22 protein-coding genes are annotated in these 21,814 nt (G+C 52.7%); 6 read left to right on the top strand and 16 right to left on the bottom strand.

The window, feature by feature from the left end; all coding sequences use genetic code 11:
* Nucleotides 1-216: 216 nt before the first annotated feature.
* Nucleotides 217-780, bottom strand: coding sequence for a D-glycero-beta-D-manno-heptose 1,7-bisphosphate 7-phosphatase (gmhB, locus tag NC856_RS06845; RefSeq protein WP_264089671.1), 564 nt, complete (start codon nt 778-780; stop codon nt 217-219).
* A 179-nt stretch (nt 781-959) separates the two neighbouring features.
* Here gmhB and metN point away from each other — a divergent pair, with 179 nt between their 5' ends.
* From metN to proS, 6 genes are all read left to right on the top strand, one after another.
* Nucleotides 960-1,991, top strand: a complete 1,032-nt coding sequence (gene metN / locus NC856_RS06840) for a methionine ABC transporter ATP-binding protein MetN (protein ID WP_264089670.1) — start codon at nt 960-962, stop codon at nt 1,989-1,991.
* Nucleotides 1,984-2,637 (top strand): methionine ABC transporter permease MetI, encoded by a 654-nt coding sequence (locus tag NC856_RS06835; protein WP_264089669.1) that lies wholly within the window; start codon nt 1,984-1,986, stop codon nt 2,635-2,637. Before metN ends, NC856_RS06835 begins: the two co-directional genes overlap by 8 nt.
* A gap of 65 nt (nt 2,638-2,702) precedes the next feature.
* Nucleotides 2,703-3,518, top strand: a complete 816-nt coding sequence (locus NC856_RS06830) for a MetQ/NlpA family lipoprotein (RefSeq protein ID WP_264089668.1) — start codon at nt 2,703-2,705, stop codon at nt 3,516-3,518.
* 117 nt (nt 3,519-3,635) lie between these two features.
* Complete coding sequence (gene rcsF / locus NC856_RS06825) at nt 3,636-4,043, top strand: Rcs stress response system protein RcsF (protein WP_264089667.1); 408 nt, start codon at nt 3,636-3,638, stop codon at nt 4,041-4,043.
* Nucleotides 4,040-4,747 carry a tRNA (N6-threonylcarbamoyladenosine(37)-N6)-methyltransferase TrmO gene (gene tsaA / locus NC856_RS06820; RefSeq protein WP_264089666.1) on the top strand — a complete coding sequence of 236 codons (708 nt, stop codon included), beginning with the start codon at nt 4,040-4,042 and terminating at the stop codon, nt 4,745-4,747. Before rcsF ends, tsaA begins: the two co-directional genes overlap by 4 nt.
* Before the next feature lie 154 nt (nt 4,748-4,901).
* Nucleotides 4,902-6,620, top strand: coding sequence for a proline--tRNA ligase (gene proS / locus NC856_RS06815; RefSeq protein WP_264089665.1), 1,719 nt, complete (start codon nt 4,902-4,904; stop codon nt 6,618-6,620).
* Between the two features lie 105 nt (nt 6,621-6,725).
* Here the strand turns inward: proS and rpoS are convergent, their stop codons facing one another.
* The 15 genes from rpoS to cysG form a co-directional block, all read right to left on the bottom strand.
* Nucleotides 6,726-7,718, bottom strand: a complete 993-nt coding sequence (gene rpoS / locus NC856_RS06810; RefSeq protein ID WP_264089664.1) for an RNA polymerase sigma factor RpoS — start codon at nt 7,716-7,718, stop codon at nt 6,726-6,728.
* Nucleotides 7,719-7,771: 53 nt separating this feature from the next.
* On the bottom strand, nt 7,772-8,794 hold the full coding sequence (nlpD, locus tag NC856_RS06805) for a murein hydrolase activator NlpD (RefSeq protein WP_264089693.1): 1,023 nt from the start codon (nt 8,792-8,794) through the stop codon (nt 7,772-7,774).
* A gap of 125 nt (nt 8,795-8,919) precedes the next feature.
* Nucleotides 8,920-9,546 (bottom strand): protein-L-isoaspartate(D-aspartate) O-methyltransferase, encoded by a 627-nt coding sequence (locus NC856_RS06800; RefSeq protein WP_113868140.1) that lies wholly within the window; start codon nt 9,544-9,546, stop codon nt 8,920-8,922.
* A 126-nt stretch (nt 9,547-9,672) separates the two neighbouring features.
* Nucleotides 9,673-10,719, bottom strand: a complete 1,047-nt coding sequence (gene truD, locus NC856_RS06795) for a tRNA pseudouridine(13) synthase TruD (RefSeq protein ID WP_264089663.1) — start codon at nt 10,717-10,719, stop codon at nt 9,673-9,675.
* A gap of 19 nt (nt 10,720-10,738) precedes the next feature.
* Nucleotides 10,739-11,236 (bottom strand): 2-C-methyl-D-erythritol 2,4-cyclodiphosphate synthase, encoded by a 498-nt coding sequence (gene ispF / locus NC856_RS06790; protein WP_264089662.1) that lies wholly within the window; start codon nt 11,234-11,236, stop codon nt 10,739-10,741.
* Between the two features lie 35 nt (nt 11,237-11,271).
* Nucleotides 11,272-11,988, bottom strand: a complete 717-nt coding sequence (gene ispD, locus NC856_RS06785) for a 2-C-methyl-D-erythritol 4-phosphate cytidylyltransferase (RefSeq protein ID WP_264089661.1) — start codon at nt 11,986-11,988, stop codon at nt 11,272-11,274.
* 3 nt (nt 11,989-11,991) lie between these two features.
* Complete coding sequence (gene ftsB / locus NC856_RS06780) at nt 11,992-12,318, bottom strand: cell division protein FtsB (protein ID WP_264089660.1); 327 nt, start codon at nt 12,316-12,318, stop codon at nt 11,992-11,994.
* A gap of 366 nt (nt 12,319-12,684) precedes the next feature.
* Nucleotides 12,685-13,956, bottom strand: a complete 1,272-nt coding sequence (locus tag NC856_RS06775; RefSeq protein WP_264089659.1) for an FG-GAP repeat domain-containing protein — start codon at nt 13,954-13,956, stop codon at nt 12,685-12,687.
* A 144-nt stretch (nt 13,957-14,100) separates the two neighbouring features.
* Nucleotides 14,101-15,804: an alpha/beta fold hydrolase gene (locus NC856_RS06770; protein ID WP_264089658.1), complete on the bottom strand. Its 1,704-nt coding sequence runs from the start codon at nt 15,802-15,804 to the stop codon at nt 14,101-14,103.
* A gap of 56 nt (nt 15,805-15,860) precedes the next feature.
* Nucleotides 15,861-16,487 carry an NADPH-dependent F420 reductase gene (locus NC856_RS06765; protein ID WP_264089657.1) on the bottom strand — a complete coding sequence of 209 codons (627 nt, stop codon included), beginning with the start codon at nt 16,485-16,487 and terminating at the stop codon, nt 15,861-15,863.
* 168 nt (nt 16,488-16,655) lie between these two features.
* Nucleotides 16,656-16,988 carry a DUF3561 family protein gene (locus NC856_RS06760; RefSeq protein WP_264089656.1) on the bottom strand — a complete coding sequence of 111 codons (333 nt, stop codon included), beginning with the start codon at nt 16,986-16,988 and terminating at the stop codon, nt 16,656-16,658.
* A 62-nt stretch (nt 16,989-17,050) separates the two neighbouring features.
* Nucleotides 17,051-17,734, bottom strand: a complete 684-nt coding sequence (gene cysC, locus NC856_RS06755; protein WP_264089655.1) for an adenylyl-sulfate kinase — start codon at nt 17,732-17,734, stop codon at nt 17,051-17,053.
* The gene (gene cysN / locus NC856_RS06750) at nt 17,673-19,133 is read right to left on the bottom strand and encodes a sulfate adenylyltransferase subunit CysN (protein WP_264089654.1); all 1,461 of its coding nucleotides are present in this window, start codon (nt 19,131-19,133) and stop codon (nt 17,673-17,675) included. The genes cysC and cysN overlap by 62 nt, the downstream gene beginning before the upstream one ends.
* Before the next feature lie 11 nt (nt 19,134-19,144).
* A complete protein-coding gene (cysD, locus tag NC856_RS06745) occupies nt 19,145-20,053 on the bottom strand; it encodes a sulfate adenylyltransferase subunit CysD (protein WP_264089653.1) in 909 nt (302 codons plus the stop codon).
* 9 nt (nt 20,054-20,062) lie between these two features.
* On the bottom strand, nt 20,063-21,505 hold the full coding sequence (gene cysG / locus NC856_RS06740; protein ID WP_264089652.1) for a siroheme synthase CysG: 1,443 nt from the start codon (nt 21,503-21,505) through the stop codon (nt 20,063-20,065).
* Nucleotides 21,506-21,814 lie beyond the last annotated feature (309 nt).

The following is a 21,814-nucleotide window of genomic DNA, read 5'->3' as shown; positions in this document are numbered from 1 at the left end:
GTGCTGGCCTGAGCCACTAACGCGAGGTGGCGTATATTACGCTTTCCTCTTTCAGAGTCAATGCCTATTTCAGCATCTCTTCTTTTTTCGCCGCTTTGTTGTGATTTAGTTCACAGCGCCGTGTCGATGGAGGCGCATTATAGGGAGCGAATAAGGAAGCGCAAGCAAATATATTCAATTTTTTTCTGTTTGCGCAACTTTCATTCACTTGGTCTATTAACTACGCGTTTTTATCCATTGAGGCAGGTCGGCAAGGCTATCAATGACCCCATCCGCCAAGCTTTCCCCTTGTTCGGTGATAGGTTTTCCAGTGCGAACCAGGACATTGGTTCCAATACCTGCAGCAATCCCCGCCTGTATATCTTCTGTTTTATCGCCGACCATATAGGAAGCCGCCATATCAATATTCAGATGCCGTTGCGCGGAGAGCAGCATGCCCGGTTCAGGTTTACGACAATCGCACGTCTGACAATATTCCCCTTCACCTGCTTGAGAATGATGCGGACAAAAATAGATACCATCCAGATCGACACCACGATCAGCCAAAGACCAATCCATCCATTCGGTCAATTGCATAAACTGATCTTCAGTAAACTTGCCACGGGCAATACCGGATTGATTGGTGACGACGACCAGCGCAAACCCCATTTTCTTCAGTTCTTGCATGGCTTCGATCACGCCGTCAATGAATTGAAACTGATCGATCTCATGCACATAGCCGTGGTCGATATTGATCGTACCATCACGATCAAGAAAAACTGCTGGAACACTTTGTGCCACTTACTTAGCTCCCGATGGCGTGAATTGCCCGTTAGTATCGCATGTTTTTACCGACAGAGAGAATGTCAGGTAACCTCAATCTCAATTGACTTAGACGTCTAGACGCCCTAACATCCGCTTACTATTCCGGTTCTACGGAATCTGGTTTATCCAGCCATAGGCACTCACGATAAAAATATATGATTGAACTTTCTAATATTACCAAGGTTTTTCAGCAGAATAGCCGCTCGATTACCGCCCTTGCTGATGTAAACCTGCATGTCCCGGCGGGACAAATCTATGGCGTTATTGGCGCATCCGGCGCGGGTAAAAGCACGCTTATTCGTTGCGTGAATCTGCTGGAACGTCCCACACAAGGTAAAGTGCTGGTTGACGGACAGGATCTGACATTGCTTTCAGATACTCAGTTAACGCGCGCCCGCCGTCAGATTGGTATGATTTTCCAACATTTCAATTTGCTTGCTTCACGCACGGTATTCGGCAATATCGCTCTGCCTCTTGAATTGGATAACACCCCAAAAACGCAGATTACTCAGCGAGTAAATGAATTACTGGACCTGGTAGGGCTGACGGATAAGCATGATGCTTATCCGGCAAATCTTTCCGGCGGTCAAAAACAACGCGTCGCCATTGCTCGCGCACTGGCCAGCAACCCCAAGGTGTTGCTGTGTGACGAAGCGACCAGTGCGCTAGACCCCGCCACTACCCGCTCGATACTGGAACTCCTTAAAGATATCAATCGTCGTCTGGGGCTGACGATCCTGTTGATCACCCATGAAATGGATGTCGTAAAACGTATTTGCGATCAGGTCGCGGTAATCAGCGGCGGGCAGCTTATTGAGCAAGACACGGTCAGCGAAGTCTTCTCTCACCCGAAAACACCGCTGGCGCAAAAATTTATTCAATCCACCTTACATCTCGATATTCCCGACGATTATCTTTCTCGTCTGTCACCGGAACGCGGCGCCTGTACCACACCGCTATTGCGCATGGAGTTTACCGGCCAGTCTGTTGATGCGCCGTTACTTTCCGAAATCGCCCGACGCTTTAACATCAATAACAACATTATCAGCGCTCAGATGGATTATGCCGGCGGCGTCAAATTCGGCATCATGCTGGCGGAAATGCATGGTGAAGAAGCTGATACGCGAGCGGCTATCGCTTTCCTGCAAGAAAGTCACGTCAATATTGAGGTTCTGGGTTATGTCTGAAGCAATGTTATGGTTAATGGCGCGCGGAGTATGGGAAACCGTCGCAATGACGTTTGTTTCCGGTTTTTTTGGCTTCGTCATTGGTTTGCCGGTAGGCGTCTTGTTGTATACCACTCGTCCAGGACAGATTATCGCCAATCCCAAACTTTACCGCGTAGTTTCAGCGCTGGTGAACATCTTCCGCTCTATTCCTTTTATTATTTTACTGGTATGGATGATCCCTTTTACCCGAATTATTGTCGGTACGTCTATCGGCCTACAAGCCGCGATTGTCCCGCTGACCGTCGGCGCGGCGCCGTTTATTGCCCGCATGGTCGAAAACGCGTTGCTGGAAATCCCGACCGGACTGATTGAAGCGGCGCGCGCTATGGGCGCAACGCCGATGCAAATCATCAGAAAGGTTTTATTACCAGAAGCCTTACCCGGTCTGATTAACGCCGCAACCATCACCCTTATTACACTGGTAGGCTATTCTGCTATGGGGGGGGCTGTCGGTGCCGGGGGCTTAGGTCAAATTGGTTATCAGTATGGTTATATTGGTTATAACGCCACGGTCATGAATACGGTATTAATATTGTTGGTTGTTCTGGTTTATCTGATTCAATTTTGCGGGGATCGGGCAGTAAAGGCTGTCACGCATAAGTAATCGTTAAATTCGCATTTGCCTATTCCGGGCAGATGTCATGAAGACTTTTAATTAGAGGGAAGGATATGGCTATAAAATTGAAATCCATCGCGACCATCGGCGCATTGATCAGTGCTCTGGCGTTAGCGGGATGTGGTCAGGAAGAAAAGGATCCGAATCATATTAAAGTTGGCGTCATTGTCGGCGCTGAACAGCAGGTTGCTGAAGTTGCCCAAAAAGTGGCAAAAGACAAATATGGTCTGGATGTTGAATTAGTGACCTTCAACGATTATGTCCTGCCTAACGAAGCACTGAGCAAAGGCGATATCGATCTGAATGCTTTCCAGCATAAACCTTATTTGGATCAGCAAATCAAAGATCGTGGCTATAAATTGGTTGCCGTTGGTAATAGCTTCGTTTACCCGATTGCCGGCTATTCCAAAAAAATCACCTCTCTGGATGAGTTAACAAATGGCGCACAGGTTGCGCTGCCTAACGATCCAACCAATCTGGGCCGTTCATTGCTACTGTTGCAAAAAGTCGGTTTGATTAAACTGAAAGATAATGTTGGCCTGCTGCCGACTGTTCTGGACGTCACCGAAAACCCGAAAAACCTGAAACTGGTTGAACTGGAAGCGCCGCAATTACCACGTTCGCTGGACGATGCACAAATCGCGCTGGCTGTCATCAACACCACATACGCCAGCCAGATTAACCTGACGCCGGCAAAAGATGGTATCTTTGTGGAAGAAAAAGACTCTCCATATGTCAACCTGCTGGTATCCCGCGAAGATAATAAAGATGCGGAAAACGTGAAAAAATTCGTCCAAGCTTATCAGTCAGATGAAGTGAATGAAGCCGCGAATAAAATCTTTAATGGCGGCGCCGTTAAAGGCTGGTAAAACACGCGTTACCCGTTTTATTTAAATATATCCTCAAGACGGGCCCTGGCCCGTCTTGTTATTTGGGCGATAGCTTGCTTCAATATCCGCTCTTTAACAAAAAGTAGAGGTAATTCTATGCGCGTAGTCCCTCTTATTCTGTTAACGATATCGTTAACAGGCTGCTCTCTGTTGCAAAAGCCGACGGAACCTGTTCCTCAACCAGCCAACGAACCGACAGCAGCGCCGGCGCCCAAGCCCAAACCAGCGCCACGTCCCACGCCTGCCGTTTTATATCAAAGCGCTGAAGAACTGGTTGGCAAACCATTCCGTGATATGGGAGAAGTATCCGGTTCATCATGTCAGGTCAGCGCGCAGGATGCGCCCCCCAGTATAGCTAATGCACGCAGGAGAATGCAGAACCGTGCAACAGGGATGGATGCCAATGCGGTTTTATTGCATGAATGTCAGATCATCAGTAGTGTTGCCGGTTGCTATCGTCAGGCGGTTTGCCAGGGTACGGCACTGAAAGTTTCAAATAAATGAATCGTTTTGTTTTCAATCAGATCGGTGTCATTCGCTCGCCTTATAAAGAAAAATTCGCTATACCGCGGCAGCCGGGCCTGATTGAAGATGGTGGAGGAGAACTCCAGTTATTACCGCCTTATAATCAGGCGGAATGCCTGCGCGGACTCGCAGACTTTAGCCATATATGGCTGTTGTTCATTTTTCATCAAACCATGGAGGGTGGCTGGCGTCCGACGGTTCGGCCGCCAAGACTAGGTGGCAATGCGCGCGTTGGCGTATTCGCGACACGCTCACCTTTCCGCCCCAACCCCATTGGCATGTCGTTGGTGGAACTGAAAGCCATTCATACGCAAGGCGATCGCGTCACGTTGGAATTAGGCAGTCTCGATTTGGTCGATGGTACGCCAATCGTTGATATCAAGCCCTATCTTCCTTTTGCGGAAAGCTATCCCAATGCATTGGCTGGTTTCGCGCAATTCGCGCCCCAAGCCGCTATGCCGGTTATCTTCTCTCCGCTTGCAGAACAACAGATCGCTGACAATCAGCATAAATATCCGCATTTAAAGCGTTTTATCAGTCAGGTGCTGGCTCAGGATCCGCGTCCTGCTTATCGAAAAGGTGAGGATGTCGGGCGGGAATATGCTGTTTTACTGTTGGAATTTAACGTGCGCTGGCGGGTATCCGGGCAGCAAACCGAAGTGTTATCCCTCGACTTGCATTAAAGAAGCACTGAAACAGGCGGTGGCTATTCCACATAAATTTCTTCCCCTTCTCTTTTGACGAACGGTTCACGCTGTTAAACTAAGCCACTTTTTAAGCCTTCGGCTGCATTAGGCAGCACGTTGCTATTTCTTGTTCTGACGGAACTCAAACACCATGCGTACTAGTCAATATATGCTCTCCACACTCAAGGAGACGCCTGCCGATGCGGAAGTTATCAGCCATCAGTTGATGCTCCGGGCCGGAATGATCCGCAAGCTGGCCTCCGGCCTTTATACCTGGTTGCCTACCGGCTTACGGGTTTTGAGAAAAGTTGAAACCATCGTGCGTGAAGAAATGAATAACGCTGGCGCGATTGAGGTTTCCATGCCGGTTGTGCAGCCAGCCGATCTGTGGGTAGAAAGCGGTCGCTGGGAGCAATATGGCCCTGAATTGCTTCGTTTTGTCGATCGCGGCGAACGTCCTTTTGTTCTTGGCCCGACGCATGAAGAAGTCATTACCGATTTGATTCGTAATGAAATCAGTTCATATAAGCAGTTGCCGCTGAATTTTTTCCAGATTCAAACCAAATTCCGCGATGAAGTCCGTCCGCGCTTCGGCGTTATGCGTTCCCGTGAGTTCCTGATGAAAGACGCCTACTCTTTCCACACCTCCCAGGAATCGCTACAGGCGACCTACGATGCGATGTATGCTGCGTATAGCAAAATCTTCAGCCGAATGGATCTTGATTTCAGAGCCGTTCAAGCCGATACCGGTTCCATCGGCGGCAACGCCTCCCATGAATTCCAGGTGCTGGCCGCTAGCGGCGAGGACGATGTGGTATTTTCCACCGGTTCCGATTATGCCGCCAACATTGAACTTGCAGAGGCCGTCGCGCCACAGTTAGGTCGGGCGGAAGCAACGGAAGAGATGCGTCTGGTGGATACGCCAAACGCCAAAACCATCGCTGAACTCGTCGAACAATTCAAACTGCCGATTGAAAAAACGGTCAAAACCCTGTTGGTGAAAGCGGCGGAAGAGAGCGGCCATAAATTGGTTGCGTTGCTGGTACGCGGCGATCATGAACTGAATGAAGTTAAGGCCGAGAAAATCGCCCTGGTCGCCAGCCCGCTGACGTTCGCAACGGAAGAAGAAATTCGCGCTATCGTCGGCGCCGGGCCAGGTTCGCTGGGACCGGTGAATTTACCGATTCCAGCCGTTGTCGACCGTTCTGTGGCGGCGATGAGCGATTTCGGCGCCGGGGCCAATACCGATGGTAAGCACTATTTTGGCATCAACTGGGAACGTGACGTAGCCCTGCCGATGGTTGCGGATATTCGCAAAGTGGTGGAAGGCGATATCAGTCCTGATGGCAAAGGCATGCTGCAAATCAAACGTGGTATCGAAGTCGGTCATATTTTTCAATTGGGCAGCAAGTACTCTGAAGCGCTGAAAGCGACCGTGCAAGGAGAAGATGGACGCAATCAGATCCTGACTATGGGGTGCTATGGCATCGGGGTTACTCGCGTGGTCGCTGCCGCGATTGAGCAAAATCATGATGAGCGCGGCATTATTTGGCCGGATGCCATCGCGCCGTTCCATGTGGCGATTCTGCCAATGAACATGCACAAATCTTTTCGTGTGAAAGAGGTGGCTGAAGATATCTATCAGCAATTGCGCGCCAACGGTATTGACGTTCTGCTGGACGACCGTAAAGAACGTCCGGGCGTGATGTTCGCCGATATGGAACTGATTGGCGTACCGCACACTATCGTCATTGGCGATCGCAATCTGGATAACGAAGAGATTGAATATAAAAACCGCCGCGACGGTGAAAAGCAGATGATTAAAACCAGCGAGATCATTAACTTTCTGCTGGCAAACATTGTTCGCTAATCTTTACTCCAATATCCCTTCTCTCCCACAGGGGAAGGATAGACGCAAAAAAACGGTGGGTTGCCCCACCGTTTTTACTCTGACAAATACCGTGTCGAACCGATATTATTCACGGAACAATTCTTCAATGTTAAGGCCTTGCACCTGCAAAATTTCACGCAGACGACGCAAGCCTTCAACCTGAATCTGTCGAACGCGTTCACGAGTTAAACCGATTTCCCGGCCAACATCTTCCAACGTCGCAGCTTCATAACCTAACAAACCAAAACGACGAGCCAGGACTTCACGCTGTTTGGCGTTTAGTTCAAACAACCACTTCACGATATTCTGCTTCATATCGTTATCTTGAGTGGTATCTTCAGGTCCGTTGTCTTTTTCATCGGCCAGAATGTCCAACAGCGCTTTTTCCGAATCGCCACCCAGCGGTGTATCAACGGACGTAATACGCTCATTCAGACGCAGCATACGATTAACGTCATCAACTGGCTTATCAAGCTGTTCGGCAATTTCTTCCGCGCTCGGCTCATGATCCAGTTTATGAGAAAGTTCGCGTGCAGTACGCAGGTAAACATTCAGTTCTTTGACAATATGGATAGGTAAACGAATGGTACGGGTTTGGTTCATGATTGCCCGTTCAATCGTTTGCCGAATCCACCATGTGGCGTAAGTGGAAAAACGAAATCCTCTTTCAGGATCGAATTTTTCGACTGCTCGAATCAGACCAAGATTCCCTTCTTCAATCAAGTCCAGCAACGCTAGACCACGATTGTTATAGCGGCGGGCGATTTTCACCACCAGTCGCAGGTTACTCTCGATCATCCGGCGGCGCGATGGAACATCACCGCGTAACGCGCGCCGGGCAAAATAGACTTCTTCTTCTGCGGTTAAAAGTGGGGAATAACCAATCTCTCCCAAATAGAGTTGCGTTGCGTCTAAAACTCGCTGTGGGACTCCTTGTGATAATAACTCGTCGTCAGCCGCATCATTATCAGTGGTTTCTTCCTCTGCCAGCGCCTTGTCGTCAAAAACGTCAAGTCCATTCTCTTCGAAATCAGCATCTTCCTGTAACTCGTTAACTTTCAGCGTGCTTTGGCTCATAAGTGGCTCCTACCCGTGATCCCATGGCAGAATACCGAAATATTCTGCCCGATTTATCGCTGCGGAAGGAAACGCAGCGGGTTTACGGATTTCCCCTTGTAACGAATTTCAAAATGCAAACGAACTGAACTGGTTCCGGTGCTACCCATGGTAGCGATTTGTTGCCCCGCCGTGACCTCTTGTTGTTCCCGGACCAGCATTGTGTCGTTATGGGCGTAAGCACTCAGGTAGTCATCATTATGCTTGATGATTATCAGATTACCGTAACCTCGCAAAGCGTTGCCCGCATAAACTACACGCCCACTGGCGGTAGCCATGATCGGTTGCCCACGTGAGCCGGCGATATCAATCCCTTTATTTCCCCCTTCGGATGCGGAGAAACTATCTATGACTTTCCCTGAGGTAGGCCAACGCCAACTGCCGACAGCAGCGGTACTGCTTGTATTGCTGCTGGCAACAGCCGCTGGTGCGGTAACAGGAGCGGTGGCTGTTGCTCCTGCCGTAGGTAACATTTTACCTACATTCTGTTTACCCGAATTACCAGAATACGCGTTAGTTGACTGAGAATCAACCTGCGTAGTTTGTATTTGAGTACTTGACGGCGGCACCGGGACGCCCCCCGTTGTTGCATCCGTCGCTGCCAGCATACCACCACTACCGGTCGAACCGCTACCTGCCGTTCCTACAGCGCCATTGCCAATACTCAGCGTCTGACCGACATTCAGGCTGTAGGGCTCTGGAATATTATTACGCTGCGCCAGATCCCGATAATCGTTACCGGTGATCCAGGCGATATAGAACAGGGTATCGCCCCGCTTAACCGTATAGCTATTGCCGCTATAACTACCTTTTGGGATATTGTCATAGCTACGGTTATAAACAATGCGGCCATCACGCGTGGCAACCGTTGGGTCACCGGATGCGATTCGTGATGAAGGCGTAGACGACATGCCGCCTCTGCTGCCCGCATTCCCGTCAACACGACTTATCGGTGCGGATTTGCCGTCATTGTTGGAACACGCGGCCACGCCTAAGATAATCACCGTACAAGCAGCAATCTGACGCAAATTCATCATTCGGCTTACCATGCGCCCACTCCCCTATAACTATTAAAATACCAGCAATATCAACAAGTTTTAAAAAACCTCGTTGTACTGAAATGTTAAACACTTAACAACAATACCAAATCACCGCAACGGTATCAGGCTAATTCGCCTTTGACTAGCGGAACAAACCGAACTGCTTCAACCGCCTGGATAATAAATTCCCCCGCCTGACGTTGCACCACCTGCAATGTTTGCGATTGATCGCCAACCGGCAAAACCATTACTCCGCCTTCATCCAACTGGGCCAGCAACGCTTTCGGGATCTCAGGCGGAGCGGCGGTCACGATGATGGCATCAAAAGGCCCGCGAGAAGCCCAGCCCTGCCAGCCGTCGCCGTGACGAGTGGAAACATTGTGTAAATCAAGTTGTTTAAGCCGACGCTTGGCCTGCCACTGCAATCCTTTGATACGCTCGACAGAACAAACATGTTTGACCAGATGCGCCAGGATCGCCGTTTGATAGCCGGAGCCCGTGCCAATTTCCAATACGCGTGAGGCTGGCGTCAGACACAGCAACTCCGTCATTCGCGCCACCATATAAGGCTGAGAGATGGTTTGACCGGAGCCTATCGGCAAGGCGGTATTTTCATAAGCTTTGTGCTCAAACGCCTCGTCAACAAAGCGTTCTCTGGGGACGGCTTCAATAGCTTTCAGCAGGCGCTCATCCTGTATGCCTAACTGACGCAGTTGCGTCAGCAACGTTTGCATGCGTTTGTTTACCATTCTCCGCTAACCTCAGATTGGGTTAACCCCGTCGTCAATGCGCATTTTCCCCCAGGTGGGGTAAAAATTGCAGCTACCATCATCATCGTTAAAGATACCCGATCAAGAAAAATAAACCGCAATGCATCAGGCAATGCTATCCGTGTCCTGCTGCAAGTTGATAATTTCACGCACCACGCTGGTCGCGAAACTGCCAGCCGGCAACCAGAATGTCAGTTCAACCGCACTGTCATCCAGCCAGTTCCAGCCCATACGCTGCGGATACAACAGGATCGCGCGCCGAGCGGGTTCAACCCGTTCACGCCGCAATAACGACAACAACGTTTCCTGCCCGCCCAGACTCTGCTGCTCAAAGGCCAGCGCGTCCTCCTGCGAACCAAACGCGCCGTCGCCGGGCAATGGCGCGGTGATCTGAAGTTCGCCCGCATCAACCCTTGCCTGTAAATCCGCCAGTTCATCCTGTCTGGCGACAAACCAGCTTCCGCGGCCGGTTAATTGTAATGCATCGCCAGATAACACGGTTTTCGCCTGCTGTTGGCTAAGCCTGGCGCTGGCGACCTGATTAAACAACGCGCTACGGCTGGCGGAAAGATAAAAGCTGCGTTTGTTACGCTCTTTTACCCGAATGTCATTATTCGCCCATAGCCGCGCCTGTTCGAGATTATTCCCGCCTTTGCCGAATCGCTGGCTGCCAAAATAGTTCGGCACGCCCTGTTCGGTAATCTGCTGTAACCGGCATTCCACCGCATCGCGATCGCTTATCTGGCGCAACACCAGCGAAAAATCATTACCTTGCAGCGCGCCAATACGCAATTTACGGCGATGACGTGCAAATTCAAGCACCTCGCACCCTTGCAATTCGAATGCGCTCACATCAGGTGATGTCTTACCGGGAATGTGCAGGCAAAACCATTGTTCGGTAACCGCATGACGATCTTTCAAACCGGCGTAACTCACTGCGCGTTGCGGCAGACGACAAAATTTCGCCAACGCGTCAGCCACAAACTGCGTATTGCAACCGCGCTTGCGAATACGAACCAGAATATGCTCGCCGTCGCCATCAGGCTTAAATCCCAAATCTTCGATAACGCTGAAATCTTCCACGCGGGATTTCAGTATTCCTGATGCCTGCGGCTCGCCATGCAGCCAGGTTAGCGCATTGCTGTTATCCATTGTTATCATCTGAGAAAACTCACCATGCGACAATTTCACCCGCTTCATTTTTGACCAGCAGCGCCACGGCTTCGCAGGCAATCCCCTCGCCTCGACCGGTAAATCCCAACTGTTCTGTGGTGGTAGCCTTAACGTTCACGTCATCCATATGGCATTGCAGATCTTCGGCCAGATTAACGCGCATTTGCGGAATATGCGGCGCCATTTTCGGCGCTTGAGCAATAATCGTGACATCCAGGTTTCCCAGACGGTAGCCCTTCTCATTAATTCGCCGCCACGCTTCCCGCAATAATCCCCGGCTGTCGGCGCCTTTAAATGCCAAGTCAGTATCCGGGAACAATTTACCGATGTCGCCCAACGCCGCCGCGCCCAACAAGGCATCCGTCACCGCGTGCAACACCACATCGCCATCAGAATGCGCCAGTAATCCCTGAGAATAAGGAATACGCACCCCACCGATCACCAGCGGACCTTCTCCGCCGAATTTATGAACATCAAAACCATGACCGATACGCATGCGTGCACTCCTTATTGTGTTTATCCAATTTATGTTTATCCAATCGGATGATTGTGGTGCAAATTCGTTAAATAAAACGCAGCCAATGCCAAATCTTCCGGGCGGGTGACTTTAATATTATCAGCCCGACCGCTGATAATCTGTGGGCGATAGCCACAATATTCCAGCGCCGAGGCCTCATCGGTAACCGCCACGCCGTCGGTTAAGGCTCGACGTAAACAGGTTTTCAGCAATGCGGACGGAAACAGTTGCGGCGTCAATGCATGCCAGAGATCGTTGCGCTCAACCGTATGCGCGATAACCTGTCCTGAACCGCGTTTCATGGTATCACGCACCGGCGCGGCAAGAATTCCGCCGACGTCACTGCGTCCGACCAGACTCAGCAACCGTTCCAGATCGTCCTGATGCAAACACGGTCGCGCAGCGTCGTGCACCAATACCCACGCCGTATCCGCGATATCCTGTAGTCCCGCCAATACGGAATCGGCACGCTGTTTTCCGCCCATCACCACGCTGACGCGCGGATCGCAGGCAATAGGCAATGAATGAAACGAGAGATCATCAGGGCTAATAGCAATGATGGCGCGATGAATCCGGGGATGGGATAACAGCGCGTTCACGGCATGTTCAAGAATGGTTTTATCGCCGATAGTCAGGTACTGCTTGGGGCGATCGCTGTGCATCCGGCTGCCATTACCGGCAGCAGGCAGGACCGCGATAATTTCTGGCTGGGAAACGCTCTGTTTTAGCATGTGTCAGCGTGATACGTTGTCAGGTAAGGAGGACGAGGCGGTTGCAGAGCGATGGCTGGACTCCGGCACCAGACGATAGAAGCTCTCACCGGGCTTAATCATGCTCAGTTCATTGCGCGCACGCTCTTCAATCGCTTCCTGTCCGCCGTTCAGATCGTCAATTTCTGCAAACAGTTGTTCATTACGGGCTTTCAGTTTGGCATTGTTGCCCTGTTGGGCCACAACATCATCCTTTACCCGCACATAGTCATGAATACCATTTTTGCCCAGCCACAGCGAATACTGAAACCAGCCGAGCAATATCAATAATAACAGCGTAAGCTTTCCCATCCCGCCCCCTGAAAAACCGCCTAATCATCCCATAACTTTTGCTCCGACTCCACACTGTCAGGCGGCAGATGGCAAGATTCGCGCTCAGCGGGCGGAAAAACAAGGCATATTGACCTTCGAAAAAGCGGTAAGCGTCCCCTGTTGGCAACGAATGCCGGATAAAACCGGCATTTATCAGAGGAGAGCGGCGCTGCATTTTCGTCACGGCATCCAGCACCGTCATCGACGGGGATCGCGCATCATAGGCCGACCAATGGGTTAATCTCTCGCCATTGGGATTGCTGGTCTTGAAGTTCCCTCAGGCAGCATCCTCACCATGAGAGTGAGCGCTCATACAGTACCGGGCGCGGCGTCATTAAAGAGAGATCAGTCCTTCGACAGCACCATCGGCGTGGGCGCTGGCCGTGATGGTTCCAGAATCGCGGTGTTCGTCAGCAGTAAACGCGCCTGAGAGCGCCAGCCGCCGATAAAAATGTCCGGTTTCCCGTCGCCGTCAAGATCGCCTTGCGCCATGCTCCAACTGCGTCCCACCGTCTCGCCGGGCACAACGGAAAGGGTTACATCCTTGAAATTACCCTGCCCGTCATTGCGCCATCCGCGAACTTGCAGAGGAACGAATCCCGGCACCTGAATAGCGCTCACCAGAATGTCGGGCGCGCCATCCTGATCGAAATCCACGATGGTGCCGCCCCAGCTTGAGAAGCGATGCGACGGCAGTCGCTCAGTTTCATCCCGGAAACGGCCCTTGCCGTCGTTGATAAGCAAACGTGTCTGGGGATCTTTTTCCCAGTCCTGATTGTTGCTGGTGAGGTTGAAGAACAGAATATCCGGTTGTCCATCGCGGTTCGCATCGAACACATGGACTTCCCTGGTTTCCAGCGGCACCTTAAGTTCCAGCCGCTCAGTCGCATCCGTGAACCGTCCGGTGCCGTCATTGAACAGCAGACGGTTCGGAGGCGACTGGTTGGCGATCACCATATCCAAATGGCCGTCGCCGTTCATGTCGGCCAACACGATGCCCTGAGTGTGATCTTCCGTCGCAGGCAGGTGCGTTTCCGTCACATCAATAAAGTGACCCGGACGCTTGGCATCGTTAAGCCACAGGAAGTTGCGGGCAGGCTCAGACTTGCCTTCCGGCGTGTTGCCGACCACAATGTCCGGCAACCCATCGCCGTTAACATCGCCCACCGCGACGGCATTACCTTGGCTACCGCGCGGCAGGCGATCGCTCATGTCCGAGAACCCGCCTTTGCCATCGCCGAAATACAACGCATGCACTTCATCGTCCTCAGCGACAAAGATAAGATCCATATGACCGTCGCCGTTGAAATCCGCCGCTCTTACATGCTCATTATCACGGGGTGTGCTGTCGAATACACCAGGCTTCCACGTAAGCTGTCCCTTGCCGTCATTGACATACAGCGCGTTGGGGCCGCGCTCGACCGCAACGACCACATCCAGATCCCCATCCTTATCGACGTCGATCATGGTCGCATCGACGGCGTGCATATCAGGGCCGACAGGAACATGTGTTGTGGTGACGTCAACATAGGTCTTTGCAGGACGCTCCAGGGCATAGGCCTGACAGGACAACGCGGCAATTGCGACGGCAAGGCTGGTGGATAGTCTATGTTTCATGGATTGGCTCCTTTGTCTTGACGGGAAAATCTGCGGCGTATAGCGCCAGTTAATGGATAGCGGATTTTGACGGCGGTTGTGAATTAAAGGGCGTTGAACGATCCACCGCGTTCACGGATTGATCTCCGTGAACGCCTTTACGTATTATTTTATCTCCGCTGGCGTCACCTTCAGGTTGCGGAAGTGACCGATAGTGCCGGACTCCAGCCAGACGCCGACGCCGCCCTTCTGTGCCGCGCCAAATTTCAGATCATTCACCACCAGTACCGGCTCCGCTTGCTTATCCAGATACAAACGAGCTTCGCTTCCCTTTACGACCAACTTCATATGGATCCATCGGCCAAGCGCGATGTCGGCGTAGGTTTCATACTTGCCAGGCGCCTCTTCACGCAGGCGACTGAAGCGGAAATCAGGGTAGGCGACATACTGGACGCTACGCTGGCGCCGCACCGGGTCATCGACAGTGCTGTTCGTTGGGCGCAGGTAAATACTTTCAAATCGACCTTTCTCGTCAATACGGAAGGTCAGCCCAATAAAGCCTCTGGCATAGGCGGGCGCGTCCGGGGCTAGGTCGCTTGCGACATCCACCTCAATTGTGCCGTCCTGAAAATCGGCCGGCAACCACGCCATGAAGTCCCGGTCGCTGAGTTGCTCGCGGGCTGGATCCTGATAAGCCGAGGACGGCATACGCAGTTCGAATGCCGCGCTGCCCTGATAAGTCGACGGGCGCAGCGTTACCCCGGAGAGGCGATAAGAGTCGATGACATCCGTACGTAGCGATACGGATGACGCAGAACGAGTCTGGCTGGCGGCGCGTTTCTGAGCAGCGCTGTCATCATGCATTTTCGTCTCCTTAGATGCTCCGTCCAGAAAGGCGCGGAGATCGGCGACAAATTTGAATGGATTCTTGAACATCAGGAAGTGATCGCCCTGCTCCGCTTTTGAATAGACGAAAAGTTTCGATCCTGGGATGGTTTTTTGCATCCACCGCTGGCTCGGCAGGTTGTTGCTTTCCTCGCCGGAGAAAATCGCCACCGGGATGTCGATCTTATGCCTGATGACGTCACGCCAGTCATTGGTGATGTGATCGAACAGCACCCGACCCAATGCTTGCGGATCATTCTTGACGAAAGTACTGGCGAAGGAGGAGGAGTTCACGTAGTAAGGCGAATCCTTGAGCGTGGAGCGTTGTACCGGCAGCAGATCGGTGATCAGCTTGTTGAGCGGCGCTCCCTGCGTAAAACCGGCGACCATACGTTCAGGCGAGGTGGTGGTGCCGCCAGCATCGAGACGCTCCTGCTCGCTCCAGTCATCATGCGAGTAGATCGAGATCGGTTCATCGACGAAAACGGCTTTGTTGATGCTGTCGGTGCCGAACAGATCAATGTAGCTCCATAACACCGCGGCCCCCATCGACCAACCGGCGTAGTCAGCCTTTTTCAAACCGAGGTGATCGCCGAACTCTTTTAAATCCATGGCGAAACGTGCGATGCGTCCGCCGTGTTCAACACGTTGCGATAACCCCTGATTGCGCGGGTCGATCACATAGACATGATAGTTGCGGCTCAGTAAGTACAATAAGTTGACGTATTCGGCGCCGTTAGCCGACCAACCTGGAATAAATATCAGCGGCTTGCCCTGACCGGCTTCCCAATAAGCCAGTTCCACGCCGTCGCTGGTGGTAAAGCGATTGATTTCAAGCCCTGGAAAATCGGAAAGCTTGCCCGGCAATCCTTCGAGACGATTGGGGAAAGTGTAATCCTTGCCGAGTACTTTAAGCGCTGGTTCGGCAAGCGCGGTGGACGTGGCCAGAACAAGACTCAGTCCAAGCATCAAACGTGTCAACATGTCGGTGTTTTCCTGCTAGAAGACGAACGCGCCCACGAGCGCGTCCTGATACGGGTTCAGGCATGCGCCCACGATGGCGCGGTGGTTGGACCGGCACCGAGGAAGAAGCCGAATTGGATGTTCATCATCCCGACCGGTTCAAGGAAGCGGCTGTTGCGCAACGGCCCCGCATTGACCGCAACGAAACCCAGCTTCTCAGCCAGTTCGCTCACTTGCGTGTTGGCGGCGGCGTCATCACCCGCAACAAACACCTGCAACGATTTACCTGCGCGCGCCTCGGCTGAAACCAGACCGGCGAAAATGGTATTGAACGCCTTGACCACGCGCGCAGTCGGCGCGGCGGCCTGGATCTGTTCGGCGGCGGATGTCGTCAAGCCTACCACCAGATCCTGGAAGTCAGCGCTCACCGGATTGCTCACATCCACCAGCACTTTACCGGCCAGGTCGCCGGCTTCGGATAGAATCTCAGTGACGGCTGGATACGGCAGCGCCAGAATTGCGATATCGGCGAGTTTTAACGCAGCCGCAATGCCGCCGCCTTCCGTCTGAGAGCCGATCTCCTGAGCTAATACCGCGGCCTTGCTCGGATCACGATGTCCGATTACGACGTCAAATTTCGCCTCCGCCAATGCGCGAGCGTAAGCCGTACCAATATTACCTGTCCCAATCACAGCGATCTTCATAAGAAACCTCTTTGCTTAAGGCATTACAGAAATCTTAGATTAAATTTGATTCAGGGAAGGATAAATGACCAAAATGATTCATCATTACAAACAGTATGTTTCTAATAGGCTGTTGGCAGCATGAATAGTTTTGGTTTTATCGGGAAATAAGGAGGGATTGCTGATCACTCACCAACCGCTGAGAAAAGAGAAAAGCAGCCAGAACAGGCATACCACTGACAATCCTGTGGCAAACAGCGTATAGAATGCGCTGCCATCCAGCGCATAACTGAATCCCACGCCCATCAGGATAGATAACGGCATCAGAGCCAGAAAAAAAGGCCAAGTGTAAAGCATAAAGAAAAACGTGGCATTGGAACCGTATACCAGAAAAGGAAGCGTAAAGGCCAGCCAGTAGAAAGAGAAACCAGCCACCGCCCCCATAAAAGGATGCGTGACATACTCTTCGTCGTCACGAAGCGATTTGGTTTTGCTTATGGTCAGCTGACTGGCATTTGGCATTATCTTTTACTCTCCTGCAACTCTCACGCACCACGCGGCAAAACGCGATATTGGCGTGAACATCAGAGTTTGATAATAGCTCGACCACGCAACAGATCTAACAATCGCCCCGTCAAATTTGTTACTAATTGTTCGCCATTCAGATGAATATCAGGTGTTTGCGGCGCTTCATAAACCGCATCGATCCCAGTGAAATTACGCAGTTCGCCCGCGCGCGCTTTCTTGTACAACCCTTTGGGATCACGTGCTTCGCAAACCGCCAACGGCGTATCGACGAACACTTCGATAAACTGCCCTTCATCCAGCAAATCCCGCACTATTTGACGCTCGGCGCGATGAGGAGAAATAAACGCGGTCAGTACCACCAACCCGGCGTCTACCATCAGTTTGGCGACTTCACCGACACGGCGGATATTCTCCCGCCGATCATCATCGCTGAATCCCAAATCACCACATAATCCATGCCGGACGTTATCGCCATCCAACAGGTAAGTGCTTACCCCTTGCTGATGCAACGCCTGCTCCAATGCGCCCGCCAGCGTGGATTTACCGGAACCGGAAAGCCCGGTAAACCAGAGCACGACGCCCCGATGTCCGTGCAATCGCTCGCGCGCCTGACGCGATACGGCATGCGAGTGCCAGACGATATTCTCGTCGGCAGAAGCTGGATGACCTGAGGACACGTTATTTCCCCCCCAGCAAATCACGGGCGCCCCAATGTGGGAAATGACGACGAACCAGCGCATTCAGTTCCAGTTCAAATGCGCTATAGGCGCCGGGCTCCTGATAAACCTGTTCAACCGGCTCTCTTACCAGCCCCGCGCCGACGGTGACATTCGTCAGACGATCGATAAATATCATGCCGCCGGTAACATGGTTTTGCTGATAATTGTCCAGTACCATCGACTCATCAAACGCCAGTTCAACCAGCCCGATCCCATTCAGCGGCAGATTCTCCGCGACGCGCTGCGTCAGCGAGTTGATCTCCACCTGATACTGAATGTTCTCAACTCTGGCGCGCGTTTTCTTACCGCTAATCTTGATATCGTAGCTTTGTCCCGGCACCAGCGGCTGTTCCGCCATCCACACTACATCCACCAGGGCATTGCGCACCGTACTCAGGGTTTCGCCGCCGTCCACCAGCAGATCGCCGCGGCTGATATCAATTTCGTCGGCCAGCACCAGGGTAATGGCTTCGCCCGCCTGCGCTTGTTGCCGATCGCCATCAAAAGTCACGATCCGGCTAATGGTCGATTCGATACCGGAAGGCAGCGCTTTTATCCGCTGACCGACACGGACGACACCTGATGCCAGCGTTCCCGCATAGCCCCGGAAATCCAGATTAGGCCGGTTCACGTACTGAACCGGGAAACGCATCGGCAGCGTCAGACTACGCTGCGCCACATTCACGGTTTCCAGCACATCCAGCAGTGTTGGCCCACTATACCAACTCATGGTGCCGGCTGGCGTCGCGACGTTGTCGCCATCCAGCGCGGAAATCGGCACAAAGGTAATATTCAGGTCAGCCGGGAGTTGCTGGGCGAAATCCAGATAATCCTGTTTAAACTGTTCGAATACCGTTTGCTGGTAATCCACCAGATCCATTTTATTCACCGCCACCACCAGATGACGAATGCCCAACAAGGTGGCGATAAAACTGTGACGGCGGGTCTGATCCAGCACGCCTTTACGCGCATCGATCAGCAGGATCGCCAGTTCACAGGTCGATGCTCCGGTCGCCATATTGCGGGTGTACTGCTCATGCCCCGGCGTATCGGCAATAATGAATTTACGCTTTTCCGTGGAGAAGTAACGGTACGCCACATCAATAGTGATGCCCTGCTCACGCTCAGCCTGAAGGCCATCCACCAGCAACGCCAGATCCAGCTTCTCACCCTGCGTTCCCAGACGCTTGCTGTCGCTGTGCAACGTGGTTAACTGATCTTCATAAATCTGACGGGTATCGTGCAGCAAACGGCCAATGAGGGTGCTTTTACCATCGTCGACGCTGCCGCAGGTCAGAAAACGCAACAGGGTTTTATCTTGTTGCGCGTGCAGATAGGCTTCTACACCGCCTTGCTCGGCGATCTGTTTCGCGATTGCGCTCTCTTTTATCTCTGCATCTTTTTCCACAAACGAGTTCATGCAACGGCTCCTCAGAAATACCCTTGACGCTTTTTCAATTCCATCGAACCGGCCTGATCGCGGTCGATCATTCGTCCCTGACGCTCACTGGTGGTGGAAATCAGCATCTCTTCAATGATCTCCGGCAGCGTTTGCGCGTTGGATTCCACCGCGCCGGTCAACGGCCAGCACCCCAGGGTGCGGAAACGCACCATCCGTTGTTTAATCACTTCGCCCGGTTGCAGATCGATACGATCGTCATCCACCATCAGCAGCATGCCGTCACGTTCCAGCACCGGGCGCATCGCCGCCAGATAAAGCGGCACAATGTCGATATTTTCCAGATAGATGTATTGCCAGATATCCAGTTCGGTCCAGTTGGACAACGGGAAAACGCGAATGCTTTCGCCCTTGTTGATTTGGCCGTTGTAGTTATGCCACAGTTCGGGGCGCTGGCTTTTCGGGTCCCAGCGATGAAAACGATCGCGGAAGGAATAAATCCGTTCTTTAGCGCGGGATTTCTCTTCATCACGCCGGGCGCCGCCGAATGCGGCATCGAAACCATATTTATCCAGCGCCTGCTTCAATCCCTCGGTTTTCATGATATCGGTATGCTTGGCGCTGCCGTGGATAAACGGGTTAATGCCGAGCGCCTCGCCCTGCGGATTACGATGCACCAACAACTCGCAACCATAGGCTTTGGCTGTCCGGTCGCGGAACGCGTACATTTCACGGAATTTCCAGCCGGTATCCACATGCAGCAGTGGGAACGGCAGCGATCCCGGATAAAACGCTTTACGCGCCAGATGCAGCATGACTGAGGAATCTTTGCCGATGGAATACATCATCACCGGGTTGCTGAACTCCGCCGCCACCTCACGAATGATGTGGATGCTCTCAGCTTCGAGTTGCTGTAAATGAGTGAGTCGTTTCTCGTCCATAACCATTCCTTAAGCCAAATTCACTACCGCCGGACGGCTGTCTTGCCGCGCCGCCAGCGTTTGCTGTCCAAACCAGGCGATCTGATGATGCAAATTCACGACTTCGCCTATCACCAACAAGGCCGGTGTCGGCGTCTGCCGGGCCAATTGTTCCAACTGTCGCAGCGTGCCGGTGAGCACCCGCTGATCGTGTCGGGTGCCGCGGCCTATTACGGCGACGGGCGTTTGCGCCGAACGACCATGGGCAATCAGTTGTTGACTGATTTCCGCCGCCTTCACCGTTCCCATATAAATCGCCAGAGTCTGGCGTCCACGCGCCAGCGTTGACCAATCCAGCGCATCGCCATCAGGCCGACAATGGCCGGTGATAAACATCACGCTTTGGGCATAATCCCGATGCGTCAACGGGATACCAGCATATGCCGTCGCCCCCGCCGCCGCCGTCACGCCGGGCACCACCTGAAAGGCAATGCCCGCCTGCGCCACCGCTTGCAGTTCTTCGCCGCCGCGCCCAAACGTAAACGGATCGCCGCCTTTCAACCTCACCACCCGCTTGCCTTGCTGCGCCAGCGTCACCAGCAGTTGGTTAATCTCATCCTGCGGCAACGAATGCGCGCTCGCCCGTTTCCCCACGCAAATACGTTCGGCATCACGGCGCACCAGTTCCAGCACCTCGCCGCTGACCAGATGATCATATAGCACGACATCCGCCTGCTGAATAACTTGCAAACCACGCAGCGTCAGCAGTCCGGCATCACCGGGGCCCGCGCCCACCAGCACCACCTCACCACGGGTCGCCGCAGGCTGTTGCTGCGCATGCTGCTCAAGCTGCAACTGCTGTTGCAGTTCGTCTTCAGCCTGCGCCAGTTGTCCGGCGCCGACCAGCGAGGCAAAGCGCCCCATGAACAGCCGCTCCCAGAAACGACGGCGCGCGCTCACCGAATGGAGTCGGGATTTGATGCGCTCGCGCCAACTCCCCGCGAGCGCGGCCAGGGTTCCCAGACTGGCGGGCAACAGCGCTTCCAGTTTTTCACGCAACAGGCGCGCCAGCACCGGCGCTTGACCGCCAGAGGAAATCGCCACCACCAGCGGAGAACGATCGATGATAGAAGGAAAAATAAAAGAACATTTGGGCTGATCATCCACCACATTGACCAGCAGATGGCGCTGATTGGCGGCCTCGAATACCGCCGCATTCAACGCGGCGTCATCGGTGGCGGCAATCACCAGAAACACGTCGGACAACAACGTCGGCGTAAAATGCCTGGCCAGCCATTGAATCTTGCCTGACTCAAACTGTGCGACCAATTCATCCGCCAGCGACTGCGCGACAACTTTTACCTCGGCGCCGGCTCGTTGCAACAGTCCTATTTTACGTGAGGCGATATCACCGCCGCCGACCACCAACACAGGGCGGCCCCGAAGGTCAGCGAATAAAGGGAGATAGTTCACAATCGCCTTAACTAAACAAAAAAATGGATAAAGCGACTATACGGTGCGGTCAGCACACTTATGAAATGCCGAATTGGAATGACAAGTTCCGTAATGGAATAACAACACCAAAAAGCGGGCTGCTGTCATCTATTCAATAACCGGATGCGCTCACAAAATAGAAAATGAGTTTATGACACGCATCAAAGTTGTGAAGCGTTTGCCGATTTTTGATATTTCCTTTCATTGATTCATTGCAACATGCATACGGCCCAACCGGGCAATGGACAAGTTGCAAGACAGATGATGTGCGCACGTGATCTGTTCGCG

The organism is Brenneria izbisi, assembly GCF_025840185.1.
GTDB classification, from domain to species: Bacteria; Pseudomonadota; Gammaproteobacteria; order Enterobacterales; family Enterobacteriaceae; genus Brenneria; species Brenneria izbisi.
Note: the sequence above shows the minus strand (reverse complement) of the source record. Positions and strands in the feature narration are given on the sequence as shown.

Bases quoted from the DNA above. Each gene is read 5' to 3' on its own strand.
- metN (WP_264089670.1), top strand. From the start codon at position 960: ATGATTGAACTTTCTAATATTACCAAGGTTTTTCAGCAGAATAGCCGC.
- NC856_RS06835 (WP_264089669.1), top strand. From the start codon at position 1,984: ATGTCTGAAGCAATGTTATGGTTAATGGCGCGCGGAGTATGGGAAACC.
- NC856_RS06830 (WP_264089668.1), top strand. From the start codon at position 2,703: ATGGCTATAAAATTGAAATCCATCGCGACCATCGGCGCATTGATCAGT.
- rcsF (WP_264089667.1), top strand. From the start codon at position 3,636: ATGCGCGTAGTCCCTCTTATTCTGTTAACGATATCGTTAACAGGCTGC.
- tsaA (WP_264089666.1), top strand. From the start codon at position 4,040: ATGAATCGTTTTGTTTTCAATCAGATCGGTGTCATTCGCTCGCCTTAT.
- proS (WP_264089665.1), top strand. From the start codon at position 4,902: ATGCGTACTAGTCAATATATGCTCTCCACACTCAAGGAGACGCCTGCC.
- rpoS (WP_264089664.1), bottom strand. From the start codon at position 7,718: ATGAGCCAAAGCACGCTGAAAGTTAACGAGTTACAGGAAGATGCTGAT.
- nlpD (WP_264089693.1), bottom strand. From the start codon at position 8,794: ATGATGAATTTGCGTCAGATTGCTGCTTGTACGGTGATTATCTTAGGC.
- NC856_RS06800 (WP_113868140.1), bottom strand. From the start codon at position 9,546: ATGGTAAACAAACGCATGCAAACGTTGCTGACGCAACTGCGTCAGTTA.
- truD (WP_264089663.1), bottom strand. From the start codon at position 10,719: ATGGATAACAGCAATGCGCTAACCTGGCTGCATGGCGAGCCGCAGGCA.
- ispF (WP_264089662.1), bottom strand. From the start codon at position 11,236: ATGCGTATCGGTCATGGTTTTGATGTTCATAAATTCGGCGGAGAAGGT.
- ispD (WP_264089661.1), bottom strand. From the start codon at position 11,988: ATGCTAAAACAGAGCGTTTCCCAGCCAGAAATTATCGCGGTCCTGCCT.
- ftsB (WP_264089660.1), bottom strand. From the start codon at position 12,318: ATGGGAAAGCTTACGCTGTTATTATTGATATTGCTCGGCTGGTTTCAG.
- NC856_RS06775 (WP_264089659.1), bottom strand. From the start codon at position 13,956: ATGAAACATAGACTATCCACCAGCCTTGCCGTCGCAATTGCCGCGTTG.
- NC856_RS06770 (WP_264089658.1), bottom strand. From the start codon at position 15,804: ATGTTGACACGTTTGATGCTTGGACTGAGTCTTGTTCTGGCCACGTCC.
- NC856_RS06765 (WP_264089657.1), bottom strand. From the start codon at position 16,487: ATGAAGATCGCTGTGATTGGGACAGGTAATATTGGTACGGCTTACGCT.
- NC856_RS06760 (WP_264089656.1), bottom strand. From the start codon at position 16,988: ATGCCAAATGCCAGTCAGCTGACCATAAGCAAAACCAAATCGCTTCGT.
- cysC (WP_264089655.1), bottom strand. From the start codon at position 17,734: ATGCGCTGGTTCGTCGTCATTTCCCACATTGGGGCGCCCGTGATTTGC.
- cysN (WP_264089654.1), bottom strand. From the start codon at position 19,133: ATGAACTCGTTTGTGGAAAAAGATGCAGAGATAAAAGAGAGCGCAATC.
- cysD (WP_264089653.1), bottom strand. From the start codon at position 20,053: ATGGACGAGAAACGACTCACTCATTTACAGCAACTCGAAGCTGAGAGC.